Here is a 24,661-nt window from a genome sequence, read left to right as displayed (position 1 = left end):
GCCCGTCCCCGTCACGTCACTGGTCGCGCGTCACCCGTTCACGCGTCGCCCGTTCACGCGTCACTCGTTCACATAGACGCGCGGGACGCGTCCGCCGATGCGTGTGACGATCTCGTACCCGATGGTTCCCGCCGCCTGCGCCCAGTCCTCCGCCGTGGGCTCGCCGCGGTCGCCGGGGCCGAAGAGGACCGCCTCGCCGCCCGCCTCCGGTTCGTCTCCGCCGAGGTCGACGACGAACTGGTCCATGGCGATCCGCCCGGCGACCGTCCGCCACTTGCCGCCGATCAGCACCGGTCCGGTCCCGGAGGCGTGCCGCGGGACGCCGTCGGCGTACCCCAGCGGGACCAGGCCGAGGGTGGTGGCGCCCGGGGTGACGTAGTGGTGGCCGTAGCTCACGCCGTGCCCGCCCTGGACGTGCTTGACCAGGGCCAGCGGGGTGGCGAGCGTCATCACCGGGCGCAGTCCCAGGTCCGCGCTGGTGCCGACCTCGGGGCTCGGCGACAGGCCGTACATCGAGACGCCCGGACGGACCAGGTCGAAGTGGGCCTCCGGGAGGGTGAGCAGGCCCGGCGAGTTGGCGATGTGCCGCACCTCGGGCCGTACGCCCTCCGCCTCGGCGTACCCCACCATCTCGCGGAAGCGGGTGAGCTGGGCGGCCACGGAGGGGTGGCCGGGTTCGTCGGCGCAGGCGAAGTGCGACCACAGCCCGGTGATCCGGACCAGTCCGTCGCGCTCGGCGCGCAGCGCCCCGGCGACCAGTTCGGGCCAGTCGGCGGGCTGGCAGCCGCTCCGCCCGAGCCCGGTGTCGGCCTTGAGCTGCACGCGCGCGGGACGGCCGGCGGCGCGGGCGGCCCCGACGACCTCCCGCAGCGCCCACATCGCGCTCAGGGACACGTCGATACCGGCCTCGACGGCCTCCCGCCAGGGCCCGCCCGGCGTCCACAGCCAGCACATGATCCGGACGTCCGCCGGCAGCCCGCCGCGGGCGCGCAGCGCGAGCGCCTCCTCGGGGGTGGCGGTGCCCACCCAGGTGGCCCCGGCCTCGACGGCCGCCCGGGCGCACGGGAACGCGCCGTGCCCGTACCCGTCGGCCTTGACCACGGCCATGAACGCCGCCCCCGGCGCCTTGGCGCGCAGGGTCCGCACATTGGCCCGCAGCGCGGCCAGGTCGATCTCGGCGCGGGCGCGGGGCGGGGCGGCGGGCGGGCGTGCAGTCTCACTCATCGCGCCCAGTGTCTCAGAGCGGCCGGACAAGCCCTCGGGGACCGGGCCGGTCCCCGCGCGACGGGCTCCCGCGGCAGCACCCGAACGCTCACCCGCCCGGCCCCGCCCCGGCCCGCACCCGGCTCACGCCGAGCCACCCGGCCGGACGCCCGCCTCACCCCCGTACGTCCCGCCACACCTCCGGCAGCGCGTCCGCCACGTCGTGGGCGCCCACCGGTGCGCCGTCCGAGGCGAAGCGGCCCGCCAGGCCGTGCAGATACGCCGCCACGCTGCCCGCGTCCCGTGCCGTCAGGCCCGCCGCCAGCAGGGATCCGGCGAGCCCGGAGAGCACGTCACCGCTGCCGGCGGTGGCGAGCCACGGGGTTCCGGTCGGGTTCACCCGGACGGGCCCCCCGTCCGGGTCGGCGACCAGCGTGGTCGAGCCCTTGAGCAGGACCGTCGCCCGGTAGCGCGCGGCGAGTTCGCGGGCGTGGGCCAGCCGCGCGGCCTCGACCTCCTCGCGCGCCACCCCGAGCAGGGCCGCGGCCTCTCCGGCGTGCGGGGTCATCAGGGTCGGCGCGGTCCGGGCCCGTACCGCGTCCCGGTCGGCCAGCCGCAGGCCGTCCGCGTCCAGCAGCACCGGTACGTCCGCCGCGAGCACCTCGGTGACGGCGGCGGCGTCGTCCCCGGCCCCGGGTCCGACCACCCACGCCTGCACACGCCCCGCCTCCCGGGGCCCGCGGTCCGACACCAGCGTCTCGGGGAACCGGGCGAGCACGGCGGGCCCGGCGGGTCCGACGTACCGGACGGCCCCCGCCCCGCCGCGCAGCGCGCCCGCGACGGCCAGCACGGCGGCCCCGGGATAGCGCGCCGACCCGGCGGCGACGCCCACCACCCCGCGCCGGTACTTGTCGCTCTCGGCCCCCGGCACCGGCAGCAGCGCGGCCACGTCGCCGTGCTGCAACGCCTCCAGCACGGCCCCGTCGGCGGGCGGCTCCAGGCCGATGCCGACGAACCGCACCGACCCGGCGTACTCGCGCGCCGGGTCGACCAGCAGGGCCGGCTTGTGCGCGCCGAAGGTGACGGTGAGGTCGGCCCGGACGGCCGCGCCGCGCACCTCGCCGGTGTCCGCCTCCACCCCGCTGGGCAGGTCGACGGCGACGACGGCGGCGCGGGTGGCGGCCACCCGTTCGACGAGCGCGGCGGCGTCCTCGCGCAGTCCGCCCTTGCCGCCGATGCCGACGATTCCGTCCAGCACCAGATCGGCCCGCCGGATCGCCGGTCCGGCGTCGCCGGGCGTCACGGTCCTGCCGCCGGCCCGCAGCAGCGCGGCCAGCCCCTCGGCGTGGGCCCGGCCGGGGGCGAGCAGGACGGCCGTCACCCCGGCGCCGCGCCGGGCGAGCCGGGCCCCGGCGTACAGGGCGTCGCCGCCGTTGTCCCCGCTGCCGACCAGCAGGACGACCCGCCGCCCGTACACCCGCCCGAGGAGATCGGCGCAGGCGGCCGCCAGCCCGGCGGCGGCCCGCTGCATCAACGCCCCCTCGGGAAGCAGCGCCATGAGCGCGCGCTCGGCTGACCTGACCGTCTCTACGCTGTACGCGGTACGCATACGACCGAGTCTGTCACCGCCGGGCGCCCGGCCCCCGGCAATCGCCGCCGAGCCGTCACCCCTCCGCGATCACCACCGCCGAGGCCACCCCCGCGTCGTGACTGAGCGACACATGCCAGGACTGGACGCCCAGTTCGGCGGCGCGTGCCGCCACGGTCCCGGACACCCGCAGCCGCGGCTGCCCGCTGTCCTCGACGTACACCTCCGCGTCGGTCCACAGCAGCCCCGCCGGTGCCCCCAGCGCCTTGGCCAGCGCCTCCTTCGCCGCGAACCGCGCCGCCAGCGAGGCGACCCCCCTGCGCTCCCCGCTCGGCAGCAGCAACTCGCTCTCGATGAAGAGACGCTGGGCCAGCGCGGGGGTCCGCTCCAGCGAGGCGGCGAACCGCTCGATCTCGGCCACGTCGATACCGACCCCGATGATGCTCATGCCGAGCACCCTACGGCTGCCCCCGGGGGCGGCCCTGCCGCCCCGCCCGCCCACCCGGATGTCACAGCTTCCTGCTAGCCTTCCGCGACTTGATCATGACAAAAAGGCGGGCGGGGGACATGAGCGGAACCGACGGCAGACCCACGACAGCGGGCTGGGGCCCGCCGGGGCCCACCTTCAGCCCCTTCGACAACACACCCGAGCTGCGCCCGCTGCGCACCGCGGCCCGCGCGGGCAAGTGGCCCGAGGTACGTGCCTGGTTCGGGTCGCTCGACTCGGTGGAGAAGGTCACCACCGGCGCGTCCGTCCTCGCCGACATCGACGGCGTCGAAACGTTTCTGGAGCAGGCCGCCGCCGACCTCCCCGCCGACCCGCTGCCCCGCACCCTGCTCGCCGAGCGGTACATCCGCATCGGCTGGGACATCCGCAGCGGCGCCCGCGCGAACCACGTCTCGCGCGACCAGTTCGACCAGTTCCACGACTGGCTGCGCAGGGCCGAGCGCCTGCTGATCGACGTCTGCGCCGAACAGCCCGGCTACGCCCCCGCCTGGACGGCCCGCCTGCTCACCGCACGCGGTCTGGAGCTGGGCCGGGCGGAGGCCCGCCGCCGCTTCGACCGGCTCTCCGCCCACCACCCGCATCTGTACCGGGCGCAGACCCAACTGCTCCAGCAGCTCTGCCCGAAGTGGGGCGGCACCTGGGAGCTGGCCCACGGCTTCGCCCGCGAGTGCGCGACCTCCGCGCCGGACGCCACCGACGCCGCCGCCGTGGTCGCCTTGGCCCACATCGAACACGCGGCGGACCTGGACGGCACCGACTCCGCCGCCTATCTGCGGGGCGTACCGGTCCGCGACGATCTGCGCTTCGCCGCCCAGGTGTCCGTGCTGCACGCCGACTACCGCCCCGGCTGGAACTCGGTCGGCGCGCACAGCGCGTTCGCGTTCGCCTTCTCCCTCGGCGGCCACCACGCGCTGGCGGCCCCGCACTTCGCCTTCCTCGGCGACCTGGCCTCCGAGTTCCCCTGGCAGTACACGGGCGACCCGAGGGCCACGTTCCTGAAGTTCCGCGACGCCGCGTTCCAGGCACAGGGAGGGGCCCACCGATGACCACCGGACTCACCGGCCCGAGCGGCCTGGACACGCTCGACGGCCTGCTCTCGCACACGACCGTCCAGGGCGTTCCCGTCCTGTACGCCCCCGGGACCGGCACGGAGATCACCGCCGGTCTCTTCTTCCGGGTGGGCCGCGCCGACGAGACCCTGGCCACCGCCGGGATCACCCATCTCGTCGAGCATCTCGCCCTGCACCGCCTCGGCCTGTCCGACCTGCACCACAACGGCGCGACGGGAAGCACGTACACCCTCTTCCACGCCACCGGCGCCGAGGAGGAGATCGTCGCCCATCTCAACGGCGTCTGCGCGGGCCTGCGCGATCTGCCGATGGAGCGCCTGGAGACCGAGAAGGAGATCCTGCGCACCGAGGCGGCCGGCCGGGGCACCGGTCCGAACCACCAGATGCCGGTGTGGCGGTACGGCGCCCAGGGCTACGGCCTGGCCGGATACAGCGAGCCCGGCACCTGGAGCCTGACCGCCGACCAGGTCCGGCGGTGGGCCGAGACCCGCTTCACCCGCGACAACGCGGTCCTGTGGATCACCGCCGGCCATGTCCCCGAGGGCCTCGACCTGACCCTCCCGGCGGGCGAGCGCATCCCGGCCCCCGCCCCGACCAGCGCCCTGCCGGTCACCCCGGCCTACATCCACGGCGAGGACGGCCATGTGGTCCTCACCTCCGTCGTACGCCGCTCCACGGCCGCCTCCGTCTACGCCGACGTCGTCGGCCGGGCCCTCTTCAAGGACCTGCGCCAGGAGGGCGGTTACTCCTACACGGCGGAGGCCGACTACTCCCCGCGCGACGCCGAGTACGCCACCCTCACCGCGTACGCCGACGCCCTGCCGGAGAAGCAGGACGCGGTGGTCGGCGGTTTCGTCGACACCCTCGCCCGGCTGCGCGCGGGCCGCATCGAGCAGTCCGAACTGGACTCCGTGCGCACCAAGCTCCTCAAGCTGTACGACCTTCCCGACCTGGGCGCCGTCTCGCTCCCCTCGTACGCGCTGAGCCTGCTGCTGGGGCATCCGATCCTCAGCCCCGACCGGCACCGGGCCGAGCTGGACGCGGTGACCCTCGCCGATCTGCGCGAGGTCGCCCGCGAGGCGTGGCAGAGCACCCTGCTCCAGGTGCCGGGCCGGGGTGTCGACTGGGCAGGCCTCACCCTGGCGCCGCAGCACTCCGAGGACCAGGTGACCGGCACCCGGCACGTGTCTCTGGAGAACGACCAGGTCGCGCTGGTGATCGGCGCCGAGGGCGTGAGCCTGGTGACGCCCCGGGGCCCGGTCACCGTCCGCTTCGACGCCCTGGCGGCGATCACGGCCCGGCCCGACGGGGCCCGGGTCCTCACCGGTCACGACGGTTTCATCGTCACCGTGGAACCCACCCTGTTCAAGGGGGTCACCGCCGAGCGGATCGCGGCGATCGACGCGGCCGTACCTGCGGACGCCGTGGTACCGCTGCCGGCCCGCCCGGAGGAGCAGATCCCGCGGCCCCGCAAGCCCGAGAAGCCGCCCCGCGACGTGCGCGGGACGGCCCGCCGCTGGGGCTGGACGGCGCTCTGCGCCGTCCTGGGCACTGCGGCCGCCGTCTGGCCGGTGATCTGCGGGTACCTGATCGTCGAGCGGATCCAGGAGGACCGCTTCCCTCCCCTGCACGGCATGCTCGGCATGGCCGTCCTGGAGTACAGCCTGTTCCGCTGGGCCCGCGCGTCCTGGCGGCGCCGCGAGGGCAACGGCTGACCGGTCGGCGCCGGGGCCTCCCCCGGCGCCGGGCCGTTCACTCCACGGTCACGGACTTCGCCAGGTTGCGCGGCTGGTCCACCTCGTTGCCCCGGGCCGTCGCCAGCTCGCAGGCGAACACCTGCAACGGCACCGTCGCCACCAGCGGCTGGAGCAGCGTCGGCGTGACCGGCACCCGGACGAGATGGTCGGCGTACGGCACGACCGCCTCGTCCCCCTCCTCCGCGATCACGATCGTGCGGGCGCCCCGGGCCCGGATCTCCTGGATGTTGGAGACGATCTTGTCGTGCAGGACCGAGCGGCCCCGCGGCGACGGCACGATCACGACGACCGGCAGATCGTCCTCGACCAGCGCGATCGGCCCGTGCTTCAGCTCCCCCGCCGCGAAGCCCTCCGCGTGCATGTACGCCAGCTCCTTGAGCTTCAGCGCGCCCTCGAGGGCGACCGGATAGCCCACGTGCCGGCCGAGGAAGAGCACCGTCTTCTTGTCGGCGAGCGACCGCGCCAGCTCCCGCACCGGCTCCATGGTCTCCAGCACCTGCTCGACCGACCCGGAGATCCGGGCGAGGTCCCGGATGACGGCGGTGATCTCGTCCCCCCACTTGGTGCCCCGCACCTGCCCCAGATACAGGGCCACCAGATAGCAGGCCACGAGCTGGGTCAGGAACGCCTTGGTGGAGGCGACCGCCACCTCGGGCCCGGCGTGCGTGTACAGCACGGCGTCCGACTCCCGCGGGATCGTCGAGCCGTTGGTGTTGCAGATGGCGAGCACCTTGGAGCCCTGCTCACGGGCGTGCCGCAGCGCCATCAGGGTGTCCATGGTCTCGCCGGACTGGGAGATCGCGATGACCAGCGACCGCGAGTCCAGGATCGGGTCCCGGTAACGGAACTCGCTGGCCAGCTCCACCTCGCAGGGGATGCGCGTCCAGTGCTCGATGGCGTACTTGGCGATGAGCCCCGCGTGGAAGGCCGTACCGCAGGCGACGATGACGACCTTGTCGACCTCCCGCAGCTCGGAGGCGGAGATCCGCACCTCGTCCAGCGTCAGCGAACCCGAGGCGTCGATCCGCCCGAGGAGGGTGTCGGCGACCGCCTTGGGCTGCTCGGCGATCTCCTTGAGCATGAAGTAGTCGTGGCCGCCCTTCTCCGCGGCCGAGGCGTCCCAGTCGACGTGGTACGAGCGGGTCTGCGCCGGAAGCCCGTCGAAACCGGTGACCGTCACCCCGTCCCGCCGCAGCTCGACCACCTGGTCCTGGCCCAGCTCGATCGCCGACCGGGTGTGCGCGATGAACGCGGCGACGTCCGAGGCGAGGAACGCCTCCCCCTCACCGACACCCACCACGAGCGGCGAGTTGCGGCGCGCCCCCACGACCACGTCCGGCTCGTCGGCGTGCACCGCGACCAGCGTGAACGCCCCTTCGAGCCGCCGGCACACCAGCCGCATGGCCTCGGCGAGGTCGGCCGTCACCGAGAACTCCTCGGCGAGCAGATGGGCCACCACCTCGGTGTCGGTCTCGGAGAGCAGCTCGTGCCCCCGCTCGGCCAGCTCGGCCCGCAGCACGGCGAAGTTCTCGATGATGCCGTTGTGCACGACGGCGACCCGGCCCGCGTTGTCGAGGTGCGGATGCGCGTTGGCGTCCGTCGGCCCGCCGTGCGTGGCCCACCGGGTGTGACCGATACCGGTCGTGCCGGTCGGCAGCGGCCGCTCCGTCAGCTCCTTCTCCAGATTGACGAGCTTGCCCGCCTTCCGGGCGGCGGCGAGCCCCCCGTCCGCCGGCACGGCGACACCCGCCGAGTCGTACCCCCGGTACTCCAGCCGCTTCAGCCCGGCCATGACGACCTCGAGCGCCGACTGAGACCCCACGTATCCCACGATTCCGCACATGCGCGGCAGCCTACGGCCGCCGGGCACCCCGAAAGAGGCTCCGCGTGCCCGATTCCGGAAATTCCCACCGGGGTACGAACGCCCCCGGGCACGTGACGGACCCCACCCGCCATCGTGTTCAAACTCCGTTAACAATGGACTGTGATCTCTCCGGTCTCCTCGATACCCCGGAGCGCCCACCGGCACAGGCCGGAGGCGACTCCCTACGTCGACCTCACCCGCCCCGAGTGGAGCGCGCTGCGCGAGAAGACTCCGCTGCCGCTGACCGCGGAGGAGGTCGAGCGGCTGCGCGGCCTGGGTGACGTCATCGACCTCGACGAGGTGCGCGACATCTATCTGCCGCTGTCGCGCCTGCTCAACCTGTACATCGGTGCCACGGACGGGCTGCGCGGCGCGCTCAACACCTTCCTCGGCGAGCAGGGCTCCCAGTCCGGGACCCCGTTCGTCATCGGGGTGGCCGGTTCGGTGGCGGTCGGCAAGTCCACGGTCGCCCGGCTCCTCCAGGCCCTGCTCTCCCGCTGGCCGGAGCACCCCCGGGTGGAGCTGGTCACCACCGACGGCTTCTTGCTGCCCACCCGGGAGCTGGAGAACCGCGGCCTGATGTCGAGGAAGGGCTTCCCCGAGTCCTACGACCGCCGCGCCCTGACCCGGTTCGTCGCCGACATCAAGGCCGGCAAGGACGAGGTCACCGCGCCCGTCTACTCCCACCTGATCTACGACATCGTCCCCGGCGAGAAGCTCACCGTGCGCCGCCCGGACATCCTGATCGTGGAGGGCCTGAACGTCCTCCAGCCCGCCCTGCCGGGCACCGACGGCCGCACCCGCGTCGGCCTCGCCGACTACTTCGACTTCAGCGTGTACGTCGACGCCCGCACCGAGGACATCGAGCGCTGGTACCTCAACCGGTTCCGCAAGCTGCGCGACACCGCCTTCCAGGACCCGAACTCGTACTTCACGAAGTACACCCAGGTCTCCGAGGACGAGGCCCTCGACTACGCCCGCACCATGTGGCGCACCATCAACAAGCCCAACCTGGTGGAGAACATCGCCCCCACCCGCGGCCGCGCCACCCTGGTCGTCCGCAAGGGCCCCGACCACAAGGTCCAACGCCTCAGCCTGCGCAAGCTGTGAGAACGGCCCGGTCCCCGCGCGATGTGCGCGGGGACCGGGCCGATCGTCTCCAAGCGAGGCTGCTAGCCCAGCGCGGACTTCACCACGTCGGCCAGTCGGCCCGCGACCGCGCGGGCCTGGTCGATGTCCGCCGCCTCGACCATGACCCGCACCAGCGGCTCGGTGCCGGAGGGGCGCAGCAGCACCCGGCCGGTCTCCCCCAGCTCGCGCTCGGCGTCGGCGACCGCGTCGGCCAGCTCGGCCGAGTCCCCGACCCGGGTCCGGTCGACGTCCGGCACGTTGACGAGGACCTGGGGCAGCCGCTCCATGATCCCGGCCAGCTCCCGCAGGGGCCGCTTCGTCTGGGCGACCCGCGCCGCCAGCAGCAGCCCGGTCAGGGTGCCGTCGCCGGTGGTCGCGTGATCGAGGATGATCACATGCCCGGACTGCTCGCCGCCCAGCGCGTAGCCGTGCTCCTTCATCTCCTCCAGCACGTACCGGTCGCCGACCGCGGTCCGGACGAGCTGGATGCCCTCGCGCTCCATGGCGAGCTTGAAGCCGAGGTTGGACATCACGGTCGCGACGACGGTGTCGGAGCGCAGTACGCCGCGCTCGCGCATGGCGAGGGCAAGGACGGAGAGGATCTGGTCGCCGTCGATCTCCTCGCCGAGGTGGTCCACGGCCAGGCACCGGTCGGCGTCGCCGTCGTGCGCGATACCGAGGTCGGCGCCGTGCTCGACGACGGCCGCCGTCAGCTTCTCCAGGTGCGTCGACCCGCACCCGTCGTTGATGTTGAGCCCGTCCGGCTCGGCCCCGATCGTGACGACCTGGGCCCCGGCCCGCGCGAACGCCTCCGGGGACACCCGGGCCGCGGCGCCGTGCGCCTCGTCGAGGACGATCTTCAGCCCGTCGAGCCGGTTCGGCAGGACGGCGATCAGATGGGCGACGTAACGGTCGAAGCCCTCGTCGTAGGCGCGCACCCGGCCGACGCCGGAGCCGGTCGGCCGCTCCCAGGGCTCACCGCGCCGGTGCTCCTCGTAGACGGACTCGATGCGGTCCTCCAGCTCGTCGGCGAGCTTGTGGCCGCCGCGGGCGAAGAACTTGATGCCGTTGTCGGGCATGGCGTTGTGGCTCGCGGAGAGCATCACGCCGAGGTCGGCGCCGAGCACACCGGTGAGATGGGCGACCGCGGGCGTCGGCAGCACGCCGACCGTCAGCACGTCCACACCGGCGCTGGCCAGACCGGCCACCACGGCGGCCTCCAGGAACTCCCCGGACGCGCGCGGGTCCCGCCCCACGACGGCCACCGGCCGGTGGCCCTCGAAGGTGCCCGCCTCGGCCAGCACGTGCGCCGCGGCGACGGACAGCCCGAGCGCCATCTCGGCCGTCAGATCCGCGTTGGCGACACCGCGCACGCCGTCCGTGCCGAAGAGTCGTCCCACTTGTCCTCCTGAGGAAGCGTCAGTTTCAAAGGCTGGGCGGCCGCGGAGCGATGTCGGAGCGGCTCCCGCATCTCAGGCATTTCATGCCTTCAACATCCGATCACACAAGCCTTTGAGCACCTTGTGCCGTTATACGCCCACGGCTGCGAGAAAACGAACGCCCCGACGGCACAATGGCGTGCCGCCGGGGCGTTCGGAGTACGCGGGAGCGAGCCGGTGAGGCTCGCTCCTGATACGTACGGGCAGGCAGCGAAGCTTAACGCTTGCTGTACTGCGGAGCCTTGCGGGCCTTCTTGAGACCGGCCTTCTTGCGCTCGACCGCACGGTCGTCGCGCTTGAGGAAGCCGGCCTTCTTCAGCGGGCCGCGGTTGTTGTCGACGTCCGCCTCGTTCAGCGCACGGGCGACACCGAGACGGAGCGCACCGGCCTGACCGGAGACACCGCCACCCGCGATGCGGGCGATGACGTCGTAACGGCCTTCGAGCTCCAGCACCTTGAAGGGCTCGTTGACTTCCTGCTGGTGCACCTTGTTCGGGAAGTAGTCCTCGAGGGTGCGGCCGTTGATCTTCCACTTGCCGGTGCCCGGGACGATCCGGACGCGGGCGATGGCGTTCTTGCGGCGGCCCAGGCCGGCGGCCGGCTGCGGGTCGCCGAAGCGGGAGGCCAGCGACTCGGAGGTGTACTCGCCCTCGACGGGCACCTCGGACTCGGTGGTGTAGCTGTCGATGTCGACGAGCTCGGTCTCTTCGAGCGGCTGCTCGGCAGTGGTCTCAGCCACGGTGATACCTCAGATTCTCTTCAGCTTGGGGTGGTGTGGCCGGACTTACTGCGCGACCTGGGTGATCTCGAACGGCTGCGGCTGCTGCGCGCCGTGCGGGTGCTGGTCACCCTTGTAGACCTTCAGCTTCGAGAGCATCTGACGGCCCAGCGTGTTCTTGGGGAGCATGCCCTTGACGGCCTTCTCGATGGCCTTCTCCGGGTTCTTGTCCAGGAGCTCGTCGTAGCGGACCGAGCGCAGACCGCCCGGGTAGCCCGAGTGGCGGTAGGCCATCTTCTGGGTCCGCTTGTTGCCGGACAGGTGCACCTTGTCGGCGTTGATGATGATGACGAAGTCACCGGTGTCGACGTGGGGGGCGTAGATCGGCTTGTGCTTGCCGCGCAGGAGGGAGGCGGCAGTGCTCGCGAGACGGCCCAGGACGATGTCCTGAGCGTCGATGACGTGCCACTGGCGCGTCACATCGCCGGGCTTGGGGCTGTACGTACGCACGGTTCGTAGCCTTCGCTTCTTCAGTGAATGGTCCTGACAGGCTCACCGAAGACGATCACGACAGCCGTGACCGCACTGCGGTGACGCAAACCGCGTGCTGGTCGCTGGTCATCGGCCCGGTGGACCGGTGTAAGGGCCCGTCCCGTGAGAATGAGCAAGCCAATACACAACGAACAAGCAGACTACCGGGGTGACCCGGAAGGGTCAAAACGGGGCCGTCTCCCGGCTGCGCCGCAGATCACGCCTCAGCTCCCCGCGGGGCCGCACGAAGATCCCCGGACCGCTCCCGGCGCGCCGCGCCGCCGCCCGTCCGCCGACCGCGTGCGCGGCCACCGCCGCCGCGAGCACGCACAGCGTGAAGGCGTCCTTGAACGCCCGCCGCCGCACCGGCTCCAGATACGGCCAGCTCACCCCCGGCACCTGCGGCACCAGCGCCAGCCAGAACCACGGCCGCCGCACCACCGACCCGGGACACGGCAGCCCGGCGAGCAGCACCGGCACCACGACCAGCAGATAGTGGTCGTACGACGGCCTGGACACCAGGAACGCCGACAGCATCAGCCCCGCCGCCGTCTCGGCGAGCCGCAGCGGCCCGGGGTCGGCCCGCCGCCAGCGCAGATACGCGCACCCCAGCCCGCCGACGCAGGCCAGCAGGGCCACCGCCTGGGCGACCGGGACCGGCACTCCCAGCCGGGGCAGCACGGCCCCGGGCGACGCCTCGTAGAGCCGTACGAAGGCGTCCTGGCCGCTCAGCAGGAACGGCAGCGTCCGGGTGACGAAGCCGGCCGGGTCGGGCAGCAGCAGCGCGCCGAGCCCCGAGGCCGCGGCCGGCACCGCCAGCAGCACGGCCAGCGCCCGCCAACGGCGCGCGAACACGAACAGCAGCGCCAGCGGGGCCAGCAGCGGCTTCAGCGCCAGCGCGGCGCCGAGCACCGCCCCCGCCGCCACCCACCGGCCCCGGCTCATCAGCAGCAGCGCCAGCGGCAGGGCCAGCGCCGCCGTCGCCGTCCAGTTCCCCAGCAGCACCAGATGACCGAAGGGCGCGAAGCCCGCCGCGAGCCCCGCGAGCCCCAGTACCGCGAACCGGCTGCGCAGCGGCACCCCGTGCAGCCGCAGCGCGCACGCCCAGCCGCCCGCCAGACAGACCGTGACCGCCAGCGGCACGAGCAGCCGCAGCGCGAGCGGCGGGAGCAGGGTCTGCGGGGCGGCCGCCAGAACGGCGCTCGGCAGATAGAGGAAGTGCGGGTCGTCGTACGGGGAGCCGCCGGCCAGCCAGAGCCGGGCGGCGCCCGCCACGATCGCGTTGTCCATCCCGCCGTCCGAGGTGGCCCGCGCCACATGTCCCGCCGTCGCGGCCAGCACCGCCACCAGCCCCAGCCACAGCGGCCACGGAGAACGCCGTACCAACCATCCGGAGATGTCGTCTTTGCCCTTGCTCATCCACCGAACGCTAGGGGCTCGGGGGTCCGACGAGGCGGAACAGCACACCTCGGCCCCGTCTAAGATGCCGCGCATGAGCTATGGGCAGGGGGGACCTCAGTCCCAGTGGGATCCGTGGAAACCGAACTCCCAGCAGCCGTGGACCGGCGACAGTGACGGTTTGTCCCCGGACTGGGCGGCGCTGGCCGACGCCTCCGAGAAGCGCAGCAAACGCCGCCGGGTGGCCCTCATAGGCGGCGGCGTGCTCGCCACGCTCGGCATAGGCACGGCCGTCGCCATGGCCGTCGTCTCCGCCGGCGACGACACGGCCGGCCGGCCCTCGTCCTCGCTGCCCGCGACCGCCGACCTGCCGAGCGCCTCGGGCACGCCGTCCTTCGCGCCGACCAGCGCCCCGCCGCCGCTGGACCCGAAGGACTTCGTCTCCAGCAAGGCCAAGGACAAGGCCCCCATCAGCGCGGACCTCCTCTTCCCCGGCACGCAGCTCACCATGGGCTCCAACGTGTACAAGAAGGGTCCGACGGCCGACTCCACCAAGTGCGACACCGGCGTCCAGGGCTCCCTGCCCAAGGTGCTCGCGGCCAACGACTGCACCCGGCTGCTGCGGGTCACCTACACCAAGGGCGACATCGCGGTGACGGTCGGCGTGGCGATCTTCGACACCGAGGCGCAGGCGCTGAAGGTGAAGAGCCAGTCCGACAGCAAGAGCATCGTCAAGGCCCTCACCGGCAGCGGCATCAAGGCCTTCTGCAACGGCCCGGTCTGCCGCTCGACGACCAACTCCTTCGGCCGCTACGCCTACTTCACGATCACGGGCTTCACCGACGGCAAGAACGTGACCACGAAGGACACCGCGGTCTTCACCGCGGGCGACGACCTCGCCGACTCCGCCTTCCAGCAGATCCGCCGCCGCGGCGAGGCCCAGGCGTCGGCCGCGGCGGCGGCCGGCTGACCGGCCCGCCCGAGGGGCCGGCTCAGCAGCAGCCGGCCCCGGGCAGCGTCCGCTTGTTGCGCGCCTCCCTGCTGCGCGCGGCGAGCAGCTCGTCGGCCGGGTAGCCGACCTCCTCCAGCGTCAGCCCGTGCGGCCGTACGACATGGACGGCCGAGTCCCGCACACCCGCGGCCAGCACCTTCCCCGGCCACTCGGCGCCCCGGTGGCCGTCACCCACGAACAGCAGCGCCCCGATCAGCGAGCGCACCATGTTGTGGCAGAAGGCGTCGGCCCGGACGGTCGCGGTGATGATCCCGTCGTCGCCCTTGACCAGGCTCAGCTCCTGGAGCGTGCGGATGGTCGTCGCGCCCTCGCGCTTCTTGCAGTAGGCGGCGAAGTCGTGCTCACCGAGCAGCCGCGCGGCCGCCTCGTTCATGGCGTCCACGTCGAGCGGCCAGTCGTGCCACAGGACGTGGTTGCGCAGCAGCGGGTCGACACCCCCCGGGTTGTCGGTGACACGGTAGGCGTAGCGCCGCCAGATCGCCGAGAAGCGGGCGTTGAAGCCGCTCGGCGCCTCCCGCAGGGCCCACACCCGCACGTCCCGGGGCAGCCGGCCCGCGAGCCGCTTCAGCAGCTTCTCGTGATGCTCACGCCAGAGCGGCTCCGGCAGATCGACATGGGCGACCTGCCCCCGCGCGTGCACCCCGGCGTCCGTCCGCCCGGCCACGGTCAGCTCGTACGTCGTCCCGTGCGACCGGGTGACGGTCCGCAGCGCGTCCTCGATCTCGCCCTGCACGGTCCGCCGTCCCCCGGCCTGCTTGGCCCACCCGGAGAAGTCCGTCCCGTCGTAGGACAGGTCCAGCCGCACCCGGACGAACCCGGGCTCCACTTCGTCACTCACACAGAGATCCTCTCAGCACCACGAAAGCGGGCCCGCCCCTTGGAAGGGACGGGCCCGCTCTACGCCAGGAAGGGGCGCTTACGCGTCCTTCGACTCCTCGGCGGGAGCCTCGGCGGCGTCGTCGGCCTTGGTCTCCTCGACCTTGGCCTCCTCGGCCTCCTTGACCGCGCGCTTCGTCGCGGCCTCGGCCTCACCGGTCGCCTGCTGCGCCACCGTCAGCGCCTCGACCAGCTCGATGACGGCCATGGGCGCGTTGTCGCCACGGCGGTTACCGATCTTGGTGATACGGGTGTAGCCACCCGGGCGGTTCTCGTAGCGCGGGCCGATCTCGGTGAAGAGCGTGTGCACGATGCTCTTGTCCGTGATCACCTGGAGCACCTGACGGCGGTTGTGAAGGTCGCCCTTCTTCGCCTTGGTGACCAGACGCTCGGCGTACGGGCGCAGGCGGCGGGCCTTCGCCTCGGTGGTGGTGATGCGGCCGTGCTCGAAGAGCGCCTTCGCGAGGTTCGCGAGGAGCAGCTTCTCGTGCGCGGCGCTGCCGCCCAGACGGGCACCCTTGGTGGGCTTCGGCATGGTGTTTCTCCTAGGTGTCTGCCCCGGCCGTATCAGGTACCGGAGTCAGTATCCGAGCAGGCGGTCGCCTGTCGGAGATCCGGGCGCCTTTTCGGACGCCCGGAGTGGTCCGCGCCCCAAAGGGGCGCGGGGAACTGCGCGACCAGCCACAGCCGGTCCGCAGCCGGATCAGTACTGCTCGGTCTCCACGAAACCCGCATCCGCGTCGTCGTCCGCACCAAAGGCGTCCGCGGCAGCGGTCGGGTCGAATCCGGGCGGCGAGTCCTTCAGCGCAAGCCCCATACCCGCGAGCTTGGCCTTGACCTCGTCGATCGACTTCGCACCGAAGTTGCGGATGTCGAGCAGGTCCGCCTCGGAACGGGCGACCAGCTCACCCACGGAGTGGATGCCCTCACGCTTGAGGCAGTTGTACGACCGAACGGTGAGCTCCAGCTCCTCGATCGGCAGCGCGAGGTCGGCCGCCAGGGCCGCGTCCGTCGGGGACGGACCCATGTCGATGCCCTCGGCGTCGATGTTCAGCTCGCGGGCGAGACCGAACAGCTCGACCAGCGTCTTACCGGCGGAGGCCATGGCGTCACGGGGACGCATCGCCTGCTTGGTCTCGACGTCGACGATCAGCTTGTCGAAGTCGGTGCGCTGCTCGACACGCGTGGCCTCGACCTTGTACGTGACCTTGAGAACCGGCGAGTAGATCGAGTCGACCGGGATGCGCCCGATCTCCTGACCGACCTGCTTGTTCTGCACGGCGGAGACGTAACCGCGGCCGCGCTCGACCGTCAGCTCCATCTCCAGCTTGCCCTTGCCGTTGAGCGTGGCGAGGACGAGGTCGGGGTTGTGCACCTCGACACCGGCCGGGGGCGCGATGTCGGCGGCGGTGACCAGACCCGGGCCCTGCTTGCGCAGGTACATCACGACCGGCTCGTCGTGCTCCGAGGAGACGACGAGCTGCTTGATGTTGAGGATCAGGTCGGTGACGTCCTCCTTGACGCCCGGCACGGTGGTGAACTCGTGCAGCACGCCGTCGATACGGATGGACGTGACCGCCGCACCCGGGATCGAGGAGAGGAGGGTCCGGCGGAGGGAGTTGCCGAGGGTGTAGCCGAAGCCCGGCTCCAGCGGCTCGATCACGAACCGGGAGCGGAACTCGTCGACGACCTCTTCGGTCAACGAGGGACGCTGAGCGATCAGCATGTTTCGTTTCCTTCAGTCAGGGACGCCCGCTATTTGACGTCCTACTGGTACTGCAAGGGTACGGGCGGCACGCCTCGAAGGAGCCGTACCGCCCGAACCTCAGTCAAGCGTGCGTCAGACGCGGCGACGCTTCGGCGGACGGCAGCCGTTGTGCGGGGTCGGGGTGACGTCCTGGATGGAGCCGACCTCGAGACCCGTCGCCTGGAGCGAACGGATGGCGGTCTCACGACCGGCGCCCGGGCCCTTGACGAACACGTCGACCTTGCGCATGCCGTGCTCCTGCGCGCGACGGGCGGCCGACTCGGCGGCCATCTGCGCGGCGAACGGCGTGGACTTGCGGGAGCCCTTGAAGCCGACGTGGCCCGCGGAGGCCCACGAGATCACGTTGCCGGCCGGGTCCGTGATGGACACGATCGTGTTGTTGAACGTGCTCTTGATGTGCGCCTGGCCGTGCGCGACGTTCTTCTTTTCCTTGCGGCGCACCTTCTTGGCAGCGCCCTGACGACCCTTGGGGGGCATCTACAAACTCCTACGGGGAGGTGGTCGGTCCTACAGCGAAGACCGCTGATGAAGCGTTGTCCGCTGAGGACTACTTCTTGCCCGGCTTCTTCTTGCCGGCGATGGCGCGACGCGGGCCCTTGCGGGTGCGGGCGTTGGTGCTGGTGCGCTGACCGCGGACGGGCAGGCCACGGCGGTGACGCAGACCCTGGTAGCAGCCGATCTCGACCTTGCGGCGGATGTCGGCCTGGATCTCGCGACGGAGGTCACCCTCGGTCTTGATGTTGTTGTCCACGTACTCGCGGATCGCGACGAGCTGCTCCTCGGAGAGGTCGCGGACGCGGGTGTTGGGGTCGACGCCGGTCGCAGCCAGCGTCTCCTGGGAAAGGGTCCGGCCGATGCCGAACACGTAGGTGAGGGCGACCTCCACGCGCTTGTCGCGCGGGATGTCAACACCGGAAACGCGTGCCATTCAATGGCTCCTGGTGATCTTCGGAGGTCTTCCGCAGGACCAGATCCCAGCCGCCGTACCAGGTACGAACTGGGTCCCCGGCCTCCGAACCGGGGGTGTCAGACGATGTCGTGCATCGACTGGGCCCTGCCTATGAACATGTTGAGCGCGTCGCGCGAAGTCCCTGCGATGTCGATGCAGAGGGTGATCAGAGTGCGGTCAGCCCTGGCGCTGCTTGTGGCGCGGGTTGTCGCAAATGATCATGACCCGACCGTGACGGCGGATCACCCTGCACTTGTCGCAGATCTTCTTGACGCTCGGCTTGACCTTCATGAAAGTGAGGTTCTCCGGGTCAGTTGCCGGCAACCGGCAAGATCTACTTGTACCGGTAGACGATCCGGCCACGCGTCAGGTCGTACGGAGACAGCTCCACCACGACCCGGTCGTCAGGGAGGATGCGGATGTAGTGCATACGCATCTTGCCGCTGATGTGTGCCAGGACCTGGTGGCCGTTCTGGAGCTCGACCTTGAACATGGCGTTCGGCAGAGACTCGACGACAGTGCCCTCGATCTCGATGGCACCTTGCTTCTTGGCCACGCTTCGCCCTTCGAATCGACTACCTTGATCGACTCCCGAGCTTTTCCCTAACGGGCGCATGCGGACATGCGGGTGCACGAGAGCCGACGAGTCAGTCTACGTCAGCCCTCTCGGAAACACGAATCGAGAAGTCTGCCCCAGGAACGAGATCATTACGCGACCGACCTCAGGCCAGCGGATCCGGTGCCGCGGTCACACCGTGCTCGGCGAGCTTCGCCTTGCCGCCATCAGGCGCCGTCAACACCAGCGGGCCCTCTTCCGTCAGCGCGACGGAGTGTTCCCAGTGGGAGGACCACGTGCCGTCCGTCGTGATGACGGTCCAGTCGACCCATTCTTGGACGCCCCTCTCGCGGGCTCGGCGCCGAGGGCGCCTCACAAGCGTCGAGCGGCTGCGCCGGCCTCCGACCGGCGGCCGAGGACAGGCCCGTCACTCAGGCCAGCGGGTCCGGGGCCGCGGTCACACCATGCTCGGCGAGCTTCGCCTTGCCACCGTCCGGGGCCGTCAACACCAGCGGGCCCTCCTCCGTCAGCGCGACGGAGTGTTCCCAGTGGGAGGACCACGTGCCGTCCGTCGTGATGACCGTCCAGTCGTCCTGGAGGACCTCCGTGCGCGGGGTGCCCAGCGAGACCATCGGCTCGATGGCCAGGCAGAAGCCCGGGACCAGCTTGGGGCCCTTGCCGCGGCGGCGGTCGACGTAGTTCAGCAGGTGCGGGTCCATGTGCATCTCGGTGCCGATGCCGTGGCCGCCGTAGTCCTCGATGATGCCGTAGCGGCCGCCGCCCGGCTTCGGCTGCCGACGGATGTACGTCTCGATGGCCCGCGAGACGTCGACGAGCCGGCTGCCGGCCTTCATGGCCGCGATGCCGGCCCACATCGACTCCTCGGTCACCCGCGACAGCTCGACCAGCTCCGGGGCGTGACCGGAACCCACGAACGCGGTGAACGCCGCGTCGCCGTGCCAGCCGTCCACGATCGCGCCGCAGTCGATGGAGATGAGGTCGCCGTCCTTGAGGACCACGTCGTCGGAGGGGATGCCGTGCACCACCACGTCGTTGACCGAGGTGCAGATGGTCGCCGGGAAGCCGCCGTACCCGAGGAAGTTCGACTTCGCGCCGTGCTCCGCGAGCACCTTGCGCGCGACCTCGTCGAGATCCTTCGTGCTCGCCCCCGGCACCGCCGCCTCACGCGTGGCCGCGTGGATGGCTGCGACGACCAGCCCCGCCGCACGCATCTTGGCGATCTGCTCGGGGCTCTTGATCTGCACCATGGGGGGCCTGCGCTCTCCGTCACTCAGGTCGATGGGGACTCGGTGGGGCATGTACTACACAACAGTACGGCCGTGGGGTCCCGGGGGACTCCACGGCCGTACAGGGACGACGGCTAGCGGTCGTCGCCCTCGCGCTTCAACGCGGCCAGCGCACGGCCGGTGACCTCTTCCACGGGACCCATGGAATCGATCGTCACGACCAGGCCCTGGGCCTTGTAGTAGTCGATGATCGGCTCGGTCTGCGTGTGGTAGACCTCCAGCCGGGTGCGCACGGTCTCCTCGGAGTCGTCGTCCCGCTGGTACAGCTCGCCGCCGCAGACGTCACAGACGCCTTCCTGCGCCGGCTTCTTGTACGACACGTGGAAGACATGGGAGGAGTCGTTGCGGCAGATGCGCCGGCCGGCGATCCGCTTGACGACCTCCTCCTCGGGGGCCTCCAGGTCGAGCACCGCGTCCAGCTTGATGGCCTCGGTGGTGAGCAGCTCGTCCAGCGCCTCCGCCTGCGACACATTGCGCGGGAAGCCGTCGAGCAGAAAACCGCGCTCGGCGTCCGGCTGCTCCATGCGGTCCTTGGCCATGGCGATGGTGACCTCGTCCGGCACCAGTTCGCCCTTGTCCATGTAGGACTTCGCGAGCTTGCCGAGCTCCGTCTGCTGGCTGATGTTGGCGCGGAACAGGTCGCCCGTGGAGATGTGAGGAACACGCAGCGTCTCGGCGAGGCGAGTCGCCTGTGTGCCCTTTCCGGCACCAGGCGGCCCGACGAGGACGATTCTCATCAGCGGAGGAACCCTTCGTAATTGCGCTGCTGGAGCTGGCTCTCGATCTGCTTCACCGTCTCGAGACCGACACCCACGATGATCAGGATGCTGGTACCGCCGAACGGGAAGTTCTGGTCTGCCCCGAAACCAGCCAACGCCATCGTCGGCACGAGAGCGATCAGGCCCAAGTACAGCGAACCCGGCCAGGTGATCCGGTTGAGTACGTAGCTCAGGTACTCAGCGGTCGGTCGGCCAGCCCGGATGCCCGGGATGAAGCCACCATACTTCTTCATGTTGTCCGCGACTTCCTCGGGGTTGAACGAGATGGCCACGTAGAAGAACGCGAAGAACACGATCAGGAAGAAGTAGAAAGTGATGTGCACCGGCGCCGAAGGGCTGGCCAGGTTCTGCTGGATCCACGTCGACCATCCGGCCTTGGATCCGGTGAACTGGACGATCAGCGCGGGAATGTAGAGCAGCGACGACGCGAAGATGACCGGAATCACACCGGCCTGGTTGACCTTGAGCGGAATGTAGGTCGACGTACCGCCGTAGGCCCGGCGGCCGATCATCCGCTTCGCGTACTGCACGGGGATGCGGCGCTGGGCCTGCTCGACGAAGACCACGAGTCCGACCATCACCAGGCCGACCAGGATGACCGTGCCGAACTCGATCCAGCCGCCCGCCAGGGTGCCCTGCTTCTTGATGGCCCACAGCGCGGCCGGGAAGGTCGCGGCGATCGAGATGAACATCAGGATCGACATGCCGTTGCCGATGCCGCGGTCGGTGATCAGCTCACCGAGCCACATGACCATCGCCGTACCCGCGGTCATGGTGACGACCATGACGATCGTGGTGAAGATCGCGCGGTCCGGGACGATCTGGCTCGCGACCGTGCAGCCGGAGAACAGGGCGCCGCTGCGCGCGGTGGCCACCAGGCCGGTGCCCTGGAGGATGGCCAGCGCCACCGTCAGATAACGCGTGTACTGCGTGATCTTCGCCGTGCCGGACTGCCCCTCCTTCTTCAGGGCTTCCAGGCGCGGGATCACCACGGTCAGCAGTTGCAGGATGATGCTCGCCGTGATGTACGGCATGATGCCGAGCGCGAAGATCGTGATCTGGAGCAGTGCGCCGCCACTGAACATGTTGACCAGGCCGAAAATGCCCTGGTTGCCGCTCGCCTGGTCGACGCAGGCCTGGACGGCCGTGTAGTCGACGCCGGGGATCGGGATGTGGGTGCCGATCCGGTACAGCACGATGATGGCAAGCGTGAAGAGCAGCTTCTTGCGCAGGTCGGGCGTCTTGAACGCCCGGGCGAACGCGGTGAGCACGGTGCCTCCTGCGACCCCCGCGCGTCTGCGTCAAGGGTGACGGTCTTGAGGTTCGACTAATAGGAACGACTTAGCTAACGGTCGACTGCCGCTCAAGGTGCCCCCTTGAGGGAACCTTGTGAAAGTGGGCAGTGCAGGTCACCTTACCCGCGACACACCTGCCCTAGGAACGACCAACCGGGGATACCCCATTTGTGGGGTATCCCCGGTCGGGATCGCTCAAGTCATCGAGACGCCTGTGGTGTTCAGACGAGCTCGGTGACGGTACCGCCGGCGGCGGTGATCTTCTCCTTGGCGGAGCCGGAGACGGCGTCGACCGTCACCTGGAGCGCCACGGAGATCTCGCCCTGGCCGAGGACCTTGACGAGGCTGTTCTTGCGAACGGCACCCTTGGCGACGAGACCCTCGACGGTGACCTCGCCACCCTCCGGGTACAGCGCGGCCAGCTTGTCGAGGTTCACGACCTGGAACTCGGTCTTGAACGGGTTCTTGAAGCCCTTCAGCTTCGGAAGACGCATGTGGAGGGGCATCTGCCCGCCCTCGAAGCGCTCCGGAACCTGGTAGCGGGCCTTCGTGCCCTTGGTACCACGACCGGCCGTCTTACCCTTCGACGCCTCACCACGACCCACACGGGTCTTGGCGGTCTTGGCGCCCGGGGCGGGACGGAGGTTGTGGATCTTGAGCGGGTTGTTCTCCGCCATGATCAGTCGACCTCCTCGACCGTCACGAGGTGGCGGACGGTGTGCACCATGCCGCGGAACTCGGGGCGGTCCTCCTTGACGACCACGTCGTTCAGGCGCTTGAGCCCGAGCGAACGCAGGGTGTCACGGTGGTTCTGCTTGCTGCCGATGTACGACTTCGTCTGCGTGATCTTGAGCTGAGCCATTACGCACCAGCCCCGGCACGCGCACGAAGCAGGGCCGCGGGAGCGACGTCCTCGAGGGGCAGACCGCGGCGGGCCGCGATCTCCTCGGGACGCTGCAGGCCCTTCAGGGCCTCCACGGTCGCGTGCACGATGTTGATCGCGTTGTCGGAGCCCAGGGACTTCGACAGGATGTCGTGCACGCCGGCGCACTCGAGCACGGCGCGCACCGGACCACCGGCGATGACGCCGGTACCCGGGGACGCGGGCTTGAGCAGCACGACGCCGGCAGCCTTCTCACCCTGGATCGGGTGCGGGATGGTGCCCTGGATACGCGGGACCTTGAAGAAGTGCTTCTTGGCCTCTTCAACACCCTTGGCGATCGCGGCCGGCACCTCCTTGGCCTTGCCGTAACCGACACCCACGGTGCCGTCACCGTCGCCCACCACGACCAGCGCGGTGAAGCTGAAGCGACGACCACCCTTCACAACCTTGGCGACACGGTTGATCGCGACGACGCGCTCAACGTACGCGGTCTTCTCGGCGGCAGCAGCGCCGCCGTCACGGCCCTTCCGGTCCCGCCGCTCGCCGCCACCGGCACCGCCACCGCGGCGCTGGGGTCCAGCCATTGGAATTACCTCTCTCTGTCTCCGCTAGCTACGGAACCAGGGCTCAGAACTTGAGCCCGGCCTCGCGGGCGGCGTCCGCCAGGGCGGCGATGCGCCCGGCGTACTGGTTGCCACCACGGTCGAACACGACTGCCTCGACACCGGCGGCCTTGGCGCGCTCGGCGACCAGGGCGCCGACCGACTTGGCCTGCGCGGACTTGTCGCCCTCGCCACCGCGGATCGTGCTGTCCAGGGTGGACGCCGACGCCAGGGTGTGACCCTTGATGTCGTCGATGACCTGGGCGACGATGTGGCGGTTCGAGCGCGTCACGACGAGGCGCGGACGCTCGGCCGTACCCGAGATGTGCTTACGGATCCGGATGTGGCGACGCTTGATCGCGGCACGCTTGTAAGCGTCGCCCTTGAGGATCTTCTGCCCGTATGCCATGGCTTACTTACCCGCCTTTCCGACCTTGCGGCGGATGACTTCGCCCTCGTACTTGACGCCCTTGGCCTTGTACGGGTCGGGCTTGCGCAGCTTGCGGATGTTGGCCGCAACCTCGCCGACCTTCTGCTTGTCGATGCCCTCGACCGAGAACCGGGTGGGGGCCTCCACCTTGAAGGTGATGCCCTCGGGGGCCTCGACGGTGATCGGGTGGCTGTAACCGAGCGCGAACTCGAGGTTCGAGCCCTTCGCGGTCACGCGGTAACCGACACCACTGATCTCGAGCTTCTTCACGTAACCCTGGGTCACGCCGGTGATCATGTTCGCCACCAGCGTGCGGGACAGGCCGTGCAGGGCCTTGCTCTGACGCTCGTCGTTGGGGCGGGTGACGTTCAGGACGCCGTCCTCACCCTTGGCGATCGCGATCGGCGAGACGATCGTGTGGGTCAGCGAGCCCTTGGGGCCCTTGACCGACACCGTCTGGCCGTCGATGGTGACGTCCACGCCGGCGGGAACCGTGATGGGGAGCTTGCCAATGCGCGACATAGCTGTCTCTCCGTTCCCTTCCGCTACCAGACGTAGGCGAGAACTTCTCCGCCTACGCCCTTCTTGCCGGCCTGCTTGTCGGTGAGGAGACCGTGCGACGTGGAGATGATCGCCACGCCGAGGCCGCCCAGCACCTTCGGCAGGGAGGTGGACTTCGCGTACACCCGGAGACCGGGCTTGGAGATCCGCTTGATGCCCGCGATGGAGCGCTCACGGTTCGGGCCGAACTTCAGCTCGAGGGTGAGGTTCTTGCCGACCTCGGCGTCCTCGACCTTCCAGCCCGTGATGAAGCCCTCCTGCTGGAGGATCTCCGCGATGTGCGACTTGATCTTGGACGCCGGCATCGTCACAGAGTCGTGGTACGCCGAGTTCGCGTTCCGCAGACGCGTCAGCATGTCTGCGATCGGATCAGTCATGGTCATGAATTGGCCTGTGGCCTCTCTCGCCGGGGTTTCCTGGTGCGCCATCCCTCTCC

General features: G+C 70.5%; 28 protein-coding genes. 4 read left to right on the top strand and 24 right to left on the bottom strand.

What is annotated here, in order from left to right; translation table 11 throughout:
• Positions 1 to 60 precede the first annotated feature (60 nt).
• From alr to AFM16_RS23650, 3 genes are all read right to left on the bottom strand, one after another.
• A complete protein-coding gene (alr, locus tag AFM16_RS23660; protein ID WP_030788207.1) occupies positions 61 to 1,224 on the bottom strand; it encodes an alanine racemase in 1,164 nt (387 codons plus the stop codon).
• A gap of 154 nt (positions 1,225 to 1,378) precedes the next feature.
• Positions 1,379 to 2,812 carry an NAD(P)H-hydrate dehydratase gene (locus tag AFM16_RS23655; protein WP_078634532.1) on the bottom strand — a complete coding sequence of 478 codons (1,434 nt, stop codon included), beginning with the start codon at positions 2,810 to 2,812 and terminating at the stop codon, positions 1,379 to 1,381.
• 55 nt (positions 2,813 to 2,867) lie between these two features.
• Complete coding sequence (locus tag AFM16_RS23650; protein ID WP_030788209.1) at positions 2,868 to 3,239, bottom strand: holo-ACP synthase; 372 nt, start codon at positions 3,237 to 3,239, stop codon at positions 2,868 to 2,870.
• A gap of 119 nt (positions 3,240 to 3,358) precedes the next feature.
• Between AFM16_RS23650 and AFM16_RS23645 the strand changes: the two genes are divergently transcribed.
• Complete coding sequence (locus tag AFM16_RS23645) at positions 3,359 to 4,345, top strand: hypothetical protein (protein ID WP_078634531.1); 987 nt, start codon at positions 3,359 to 3,361, stop codon at positions 4,343 to 4,345.
• Entirely contained in the window at positions 4,342 to 6,084 is a 1,743-nt protein-coding gene (locus AFM16_RS23640) for a M16 family metallopeptidase (protein WP_078634530.1), read from the top strand. The genes AFM16_RS23645 and AFM16_RS23640 overlap by 4 nt, the downstream gene beginning before the upstream one ends.
• A 37-nt stretch (positions 6,085 to 6,121) precedes the next feature.
• On the opposite strand, the gene glmS is transcribed toward AFM16_RS23640, so the two are convergent.
• Entirely contained in the window at positions 6,122 to 7,969 is a 1,848-nt protein-coding gene (glmS, locus tag AFM16_RS23635; RefSeq protein ID WP_030788212.1) for a glutamine--fructose-6-phosphate transaminase (isomerizing), read from the bottom strand.
• A 141-nt stretch (positions 7,970 to 8,110) separates the two neighbouring features.
• Between glmS and coaA the strand changes: the two genes are divergently transcribed.
• Entirely contained in the window at positions 8,111 to 9,100 is a 990-nt protein-coding gene (gene coaA / locus AFM16_RS23630; RefSeq protein ID WP_030788213.1) for a type I pantothenate kinase, read from the top strand.
• A gap of 62 nt (positions 9,101 to 9,162) precedes the next feature.
• On the opposite strand, the gene glmM is transcribed toward coaA, so the two are convergent.
• The 4 genes from glmM to AFM16_RS23610 all read right to left on the bottom strand — a co-directional run bounded on the left by glmM (position 9,163) and on the right by AFM16_RS23610 (position 13,228).
• Positions 9,163 to 10,521, bottom strand: a complete 1,359-nt coding sequence (gene glmM, locus AFM16_RS23625) for a phosphoglucosamine mutase (protein WP_078634529.1) — start codon at positions 10,519 to 10,521, stop codon at positions 9,163 to 9,165.
• A 256-nt stretch (positions 10,522 to 10,777) separates the two neighbouring features.
• Positions 10,778 to 11,299, bottom strand: a complete 522-nt coding sequence (rpsI, locus tag AFM16_RS23620) for a 30S ribosomal protein S9 (RefSeq protein WP_030788215.1) — start codon at positions 11,297 to 11,299, stop codon at positions 10,778 to 10,780.
• 45 nt (positions 11,300 to 11,344) lie between these two features.
• Positions 11,345 to 11,788, bottom strand: coding sequence for a 50S ribosomal protein L13 (gene rplM, locus AFM16_RS23615; RefSeq protein ID WP_030788216.1), 444 nt, complete (start codon positions 11,786 to 11,788; stop codon positions 11,345 to 11,347).
• A 204-nt stretch (positions 11,789 to 11,992) separates the two neighbouring features.
• A complete protein-coding gene (locus AFM16_RS23610) occupies positions 11,993 to 13,228 on the bottom strand; it encodes a glycosyltransferase 87 family protein (protein ID WP_078634528.1) in 1,236 nt (411 codons plus the stop codon).
• Between the two features lie 73 nt (positions 13,229 to 13,301).
• Between AFM16_RS23610 and AFM16_RS23605 the strand changes: the two genes are divergently transcribed.
• On the top strand, positions 13,302 to 14,177 hold the full coding sequence (locus AFM16_RS23605) for an alpha/beta hydrolase (protein ID WP_030788223.1): 876 nt from the start codon (positions 13,302 to 13,304) through the stop codon (positions 14,175 to 14,177).
• Between the two features lie 22 nt (positions 14,178 to 14,199).
• Here the strand turns inward: AFM16_RS23605 and truA are convergent, their stop codons facing one another.
• The 16 genes from truA to rpsH all read right to left on the bottom strand — a co-directional run bounded on the left by truA (position 14,200) and on the right by rpsH (position 24,608).
• Positions 14,200 to 15,057, bottom strand: a complete 858-nt coding sequence (gene truA, locus AFM16_RS23600) for a tRNA pseudouridine(38-40) synthase TruA (RefSeq protein ID WP_030788226.1) — start codon at positions 15,055 to 15,057, stop codon at positions 14,200 to 14,202.
• Between the two features lie 78 nt (positions 15,058 to 15,135).
• A complete protein-coding gene (gene rplQ, locus AFM16_RS23595) occupies positions 15,136 to 15,630 on the bottom strand; it encodes a 50S ribosomal protein L17 (protein ID WP_030788229.1) in 495 nt (164 codons plus the stop codon).
• A gap of 168 nt (positions 15,631 to 15,798) precedes the next feature.
• A complete protein-coding gene (locus AFM16_RS23590; protein ID WP_003966937.1) occupies positions 15,799 to 16,821 on the bottom strand; it encodes a DNA-directed RNA polymerase subunit alpha in 1,023 nt (340 codons plus the stop codon).
• A gap of 114 nt (positions 16,822 to 16,935) precedes the next feature.
• On the bottom strand, positions 16,936 to 17,340 hold the full coding sequence (rpsK, locus tag AFM16_RS23585; RefSeq protein WP_010354218.1) for a 30S ribosomal protein S11: 405 nt from the start codon (positions 17,338 to 17,340) through the stop codon (positions 16,936 to 16,938).
• A gap of 70 nt (positions 17,341 to 17,410) precedes the next feature.
• Positions 17,411 to 17,791 (bottom strand): 30S ribosomal protein S13, encoded by a 381-nt coding sequence (gene rpsM, locus AFM16_RS23580; protein WP_030788235.1) that lies wholly within the window; start codon positions 17,789 to 17,791, stop codon positions 17,411 to 17,413.
• A 198-nt stretch (positions 17,792 to 17,989) separates the two neighbouring features.
• Complete coding sequence (gene rpmJ / locus AFM16_RS23575; RefSeq protein ID WP_003948619.1) at positions 17,990 to 18,103, bottom strand: 50S ribosomal protein L36; 114 nt, start codon at positions 18,101 to 18,103, stop codon at positions 17,990 to 17,992.
• Positions 18,104 to 18,146: 43 nt separating this feature from the next.
• A complete protein-coding gene (gene infA / locus AFM16_RS23570; protein WP_003948620.1) occupies positions 18,147 to 18,368 on the bottom strand; it encodes a translation initiation factor IF-1 in 222 nt (73 codons plus the stop codon).
• Positions 18,369 to 18,799: 431 nt separating this feature from the next.
• On the bottom strand, positions 18,800 to 19,636 hold the full coding sequence (gene map / locus AFM16_RS23560; protein WP_078634526.1) for a type I methionyl aminopeptidase: 837 nt from the start codon (positions 19,634 to 19,636) through the stop codon (positions 18,800 to 18,802).
• A 113-nt stretch (positions 19,637 to 19,749) separates the two neighbouring features.
• Entirely contained in the window at positions 19,750 to 20,412 is a 663-nt protein-coding gene (locus AFM16_RS23555; RefSeq protein ID WP_030788240.1) for an adenylate kinase, read from the bottom strand.
• Positions 20,412 to 21,725 (bottom strand): preprotein translocase subunit SecY, encoded by a 1,314-nt coding sequence (gene secY / locus AFM16_RS23550; protein ID WP_030788243.1) that lies wholly within the window; start codon positions 21,723 to 21,725, stop codon positions 20,412 to 20,414. Before secY ends, AFM16_RS23555 begins: the two co-directional genes overlap by 1 nt.
• Positions 21,726 to 21,970: 245 nt before the next feature.
• On the bottom strand, positions 21,971 to 22,426 hold the full coding sequence (rplO, locus tag AFM16_RS23545) for a 50S ribosomal protein L15 (RefSeq protein WP_003974249.1): 456 nt from the start codon (positions 22,424 to 22,426) through the stop codon (positions 21,971 to 21,973).
• A gap of 2 nt (positions 22,427 to 22,428) precedes the next feature.
• Entirely contained in the window at positions 22,429 to 22,611 is a 183-nt protein-coding gene (gene rpmD, locus AFM16_RS23540) for a 50S ribosomal protein L30 (RefSeq protein WP_030788246.1), read from the bottom strand.
• Positions 22,611 to 23,216 carry a 30S ribosomal protein S5 gene (gene rpsE, locus AFM16_RS23535; RefSeq protein ID WP_030788249.1) on the bottom strand — a complete coding sequence of 202 codons (606 nt, stop codon included), beginning with the start codon at positions 23,214 to 23,216 and terminating at the stop codon, positions 22,611 to 22,613. Before rpsE ends, rpmD begins: the two co-directional genes overlap by 1 nt.
• 43 nt (positions 23,217 to 23,259) lie before the next feature.
• Positions 23,260 to 23,643, bottom strand: coding sequence for a 50S ribosomal protein L18 (rplR, locus tag AFM16_RS23530; RefSeq protein ID WP_030788252.1), 384 nt, complete (start codon positions 23,641 to 23,643; stop codon positions 23,260 to 23,262).
• A gap of 3 nt (positions 23,644 to 23,646) precedes the next feature.
• Complete coding sequence (gene rplF, locus AFM16_RS23525) at positions 23,647 to 24,186, bottom strand: 50S ribosomal protein L6 (protein WP_030788255.1); 540 nt, start codon at positions 24,184 to 24,186, stop codon at positions 23,647 to 23,649.
• Positions 24,187 to 24,209: 23 nt separating this feature from the next.
• Complete coding sequence (gene rpsH, locus AFM16_RS23520) at positions 24,210 to 24,608, bottom strand: 30S ribosomal protein S8 (RefSeq protein ID WP_030788259.1); 399 nt, start codon at positions 24,606 to 24,608, stop codon at positions 24,210 to 24,212.
• Between the last annotated feature and the right edge of the window lie 53 nt (positions 24,609 to 24,661).

The organism is Streptomyces antibioticus, assembly GCF_002019855.1.
Taxonomy (GTDB): Bacteria; Actinomycetota; Actinomycetes; order Streptomycetales; family Streptomycetaceae; genus Streptomyces; species Streptomyces antibioticus_B.
The sequence above is the reverse complement of the archived record's forward strand: the minus strand, read 5'-3'. Positions and strand labels throughout refer to the sequence as shown.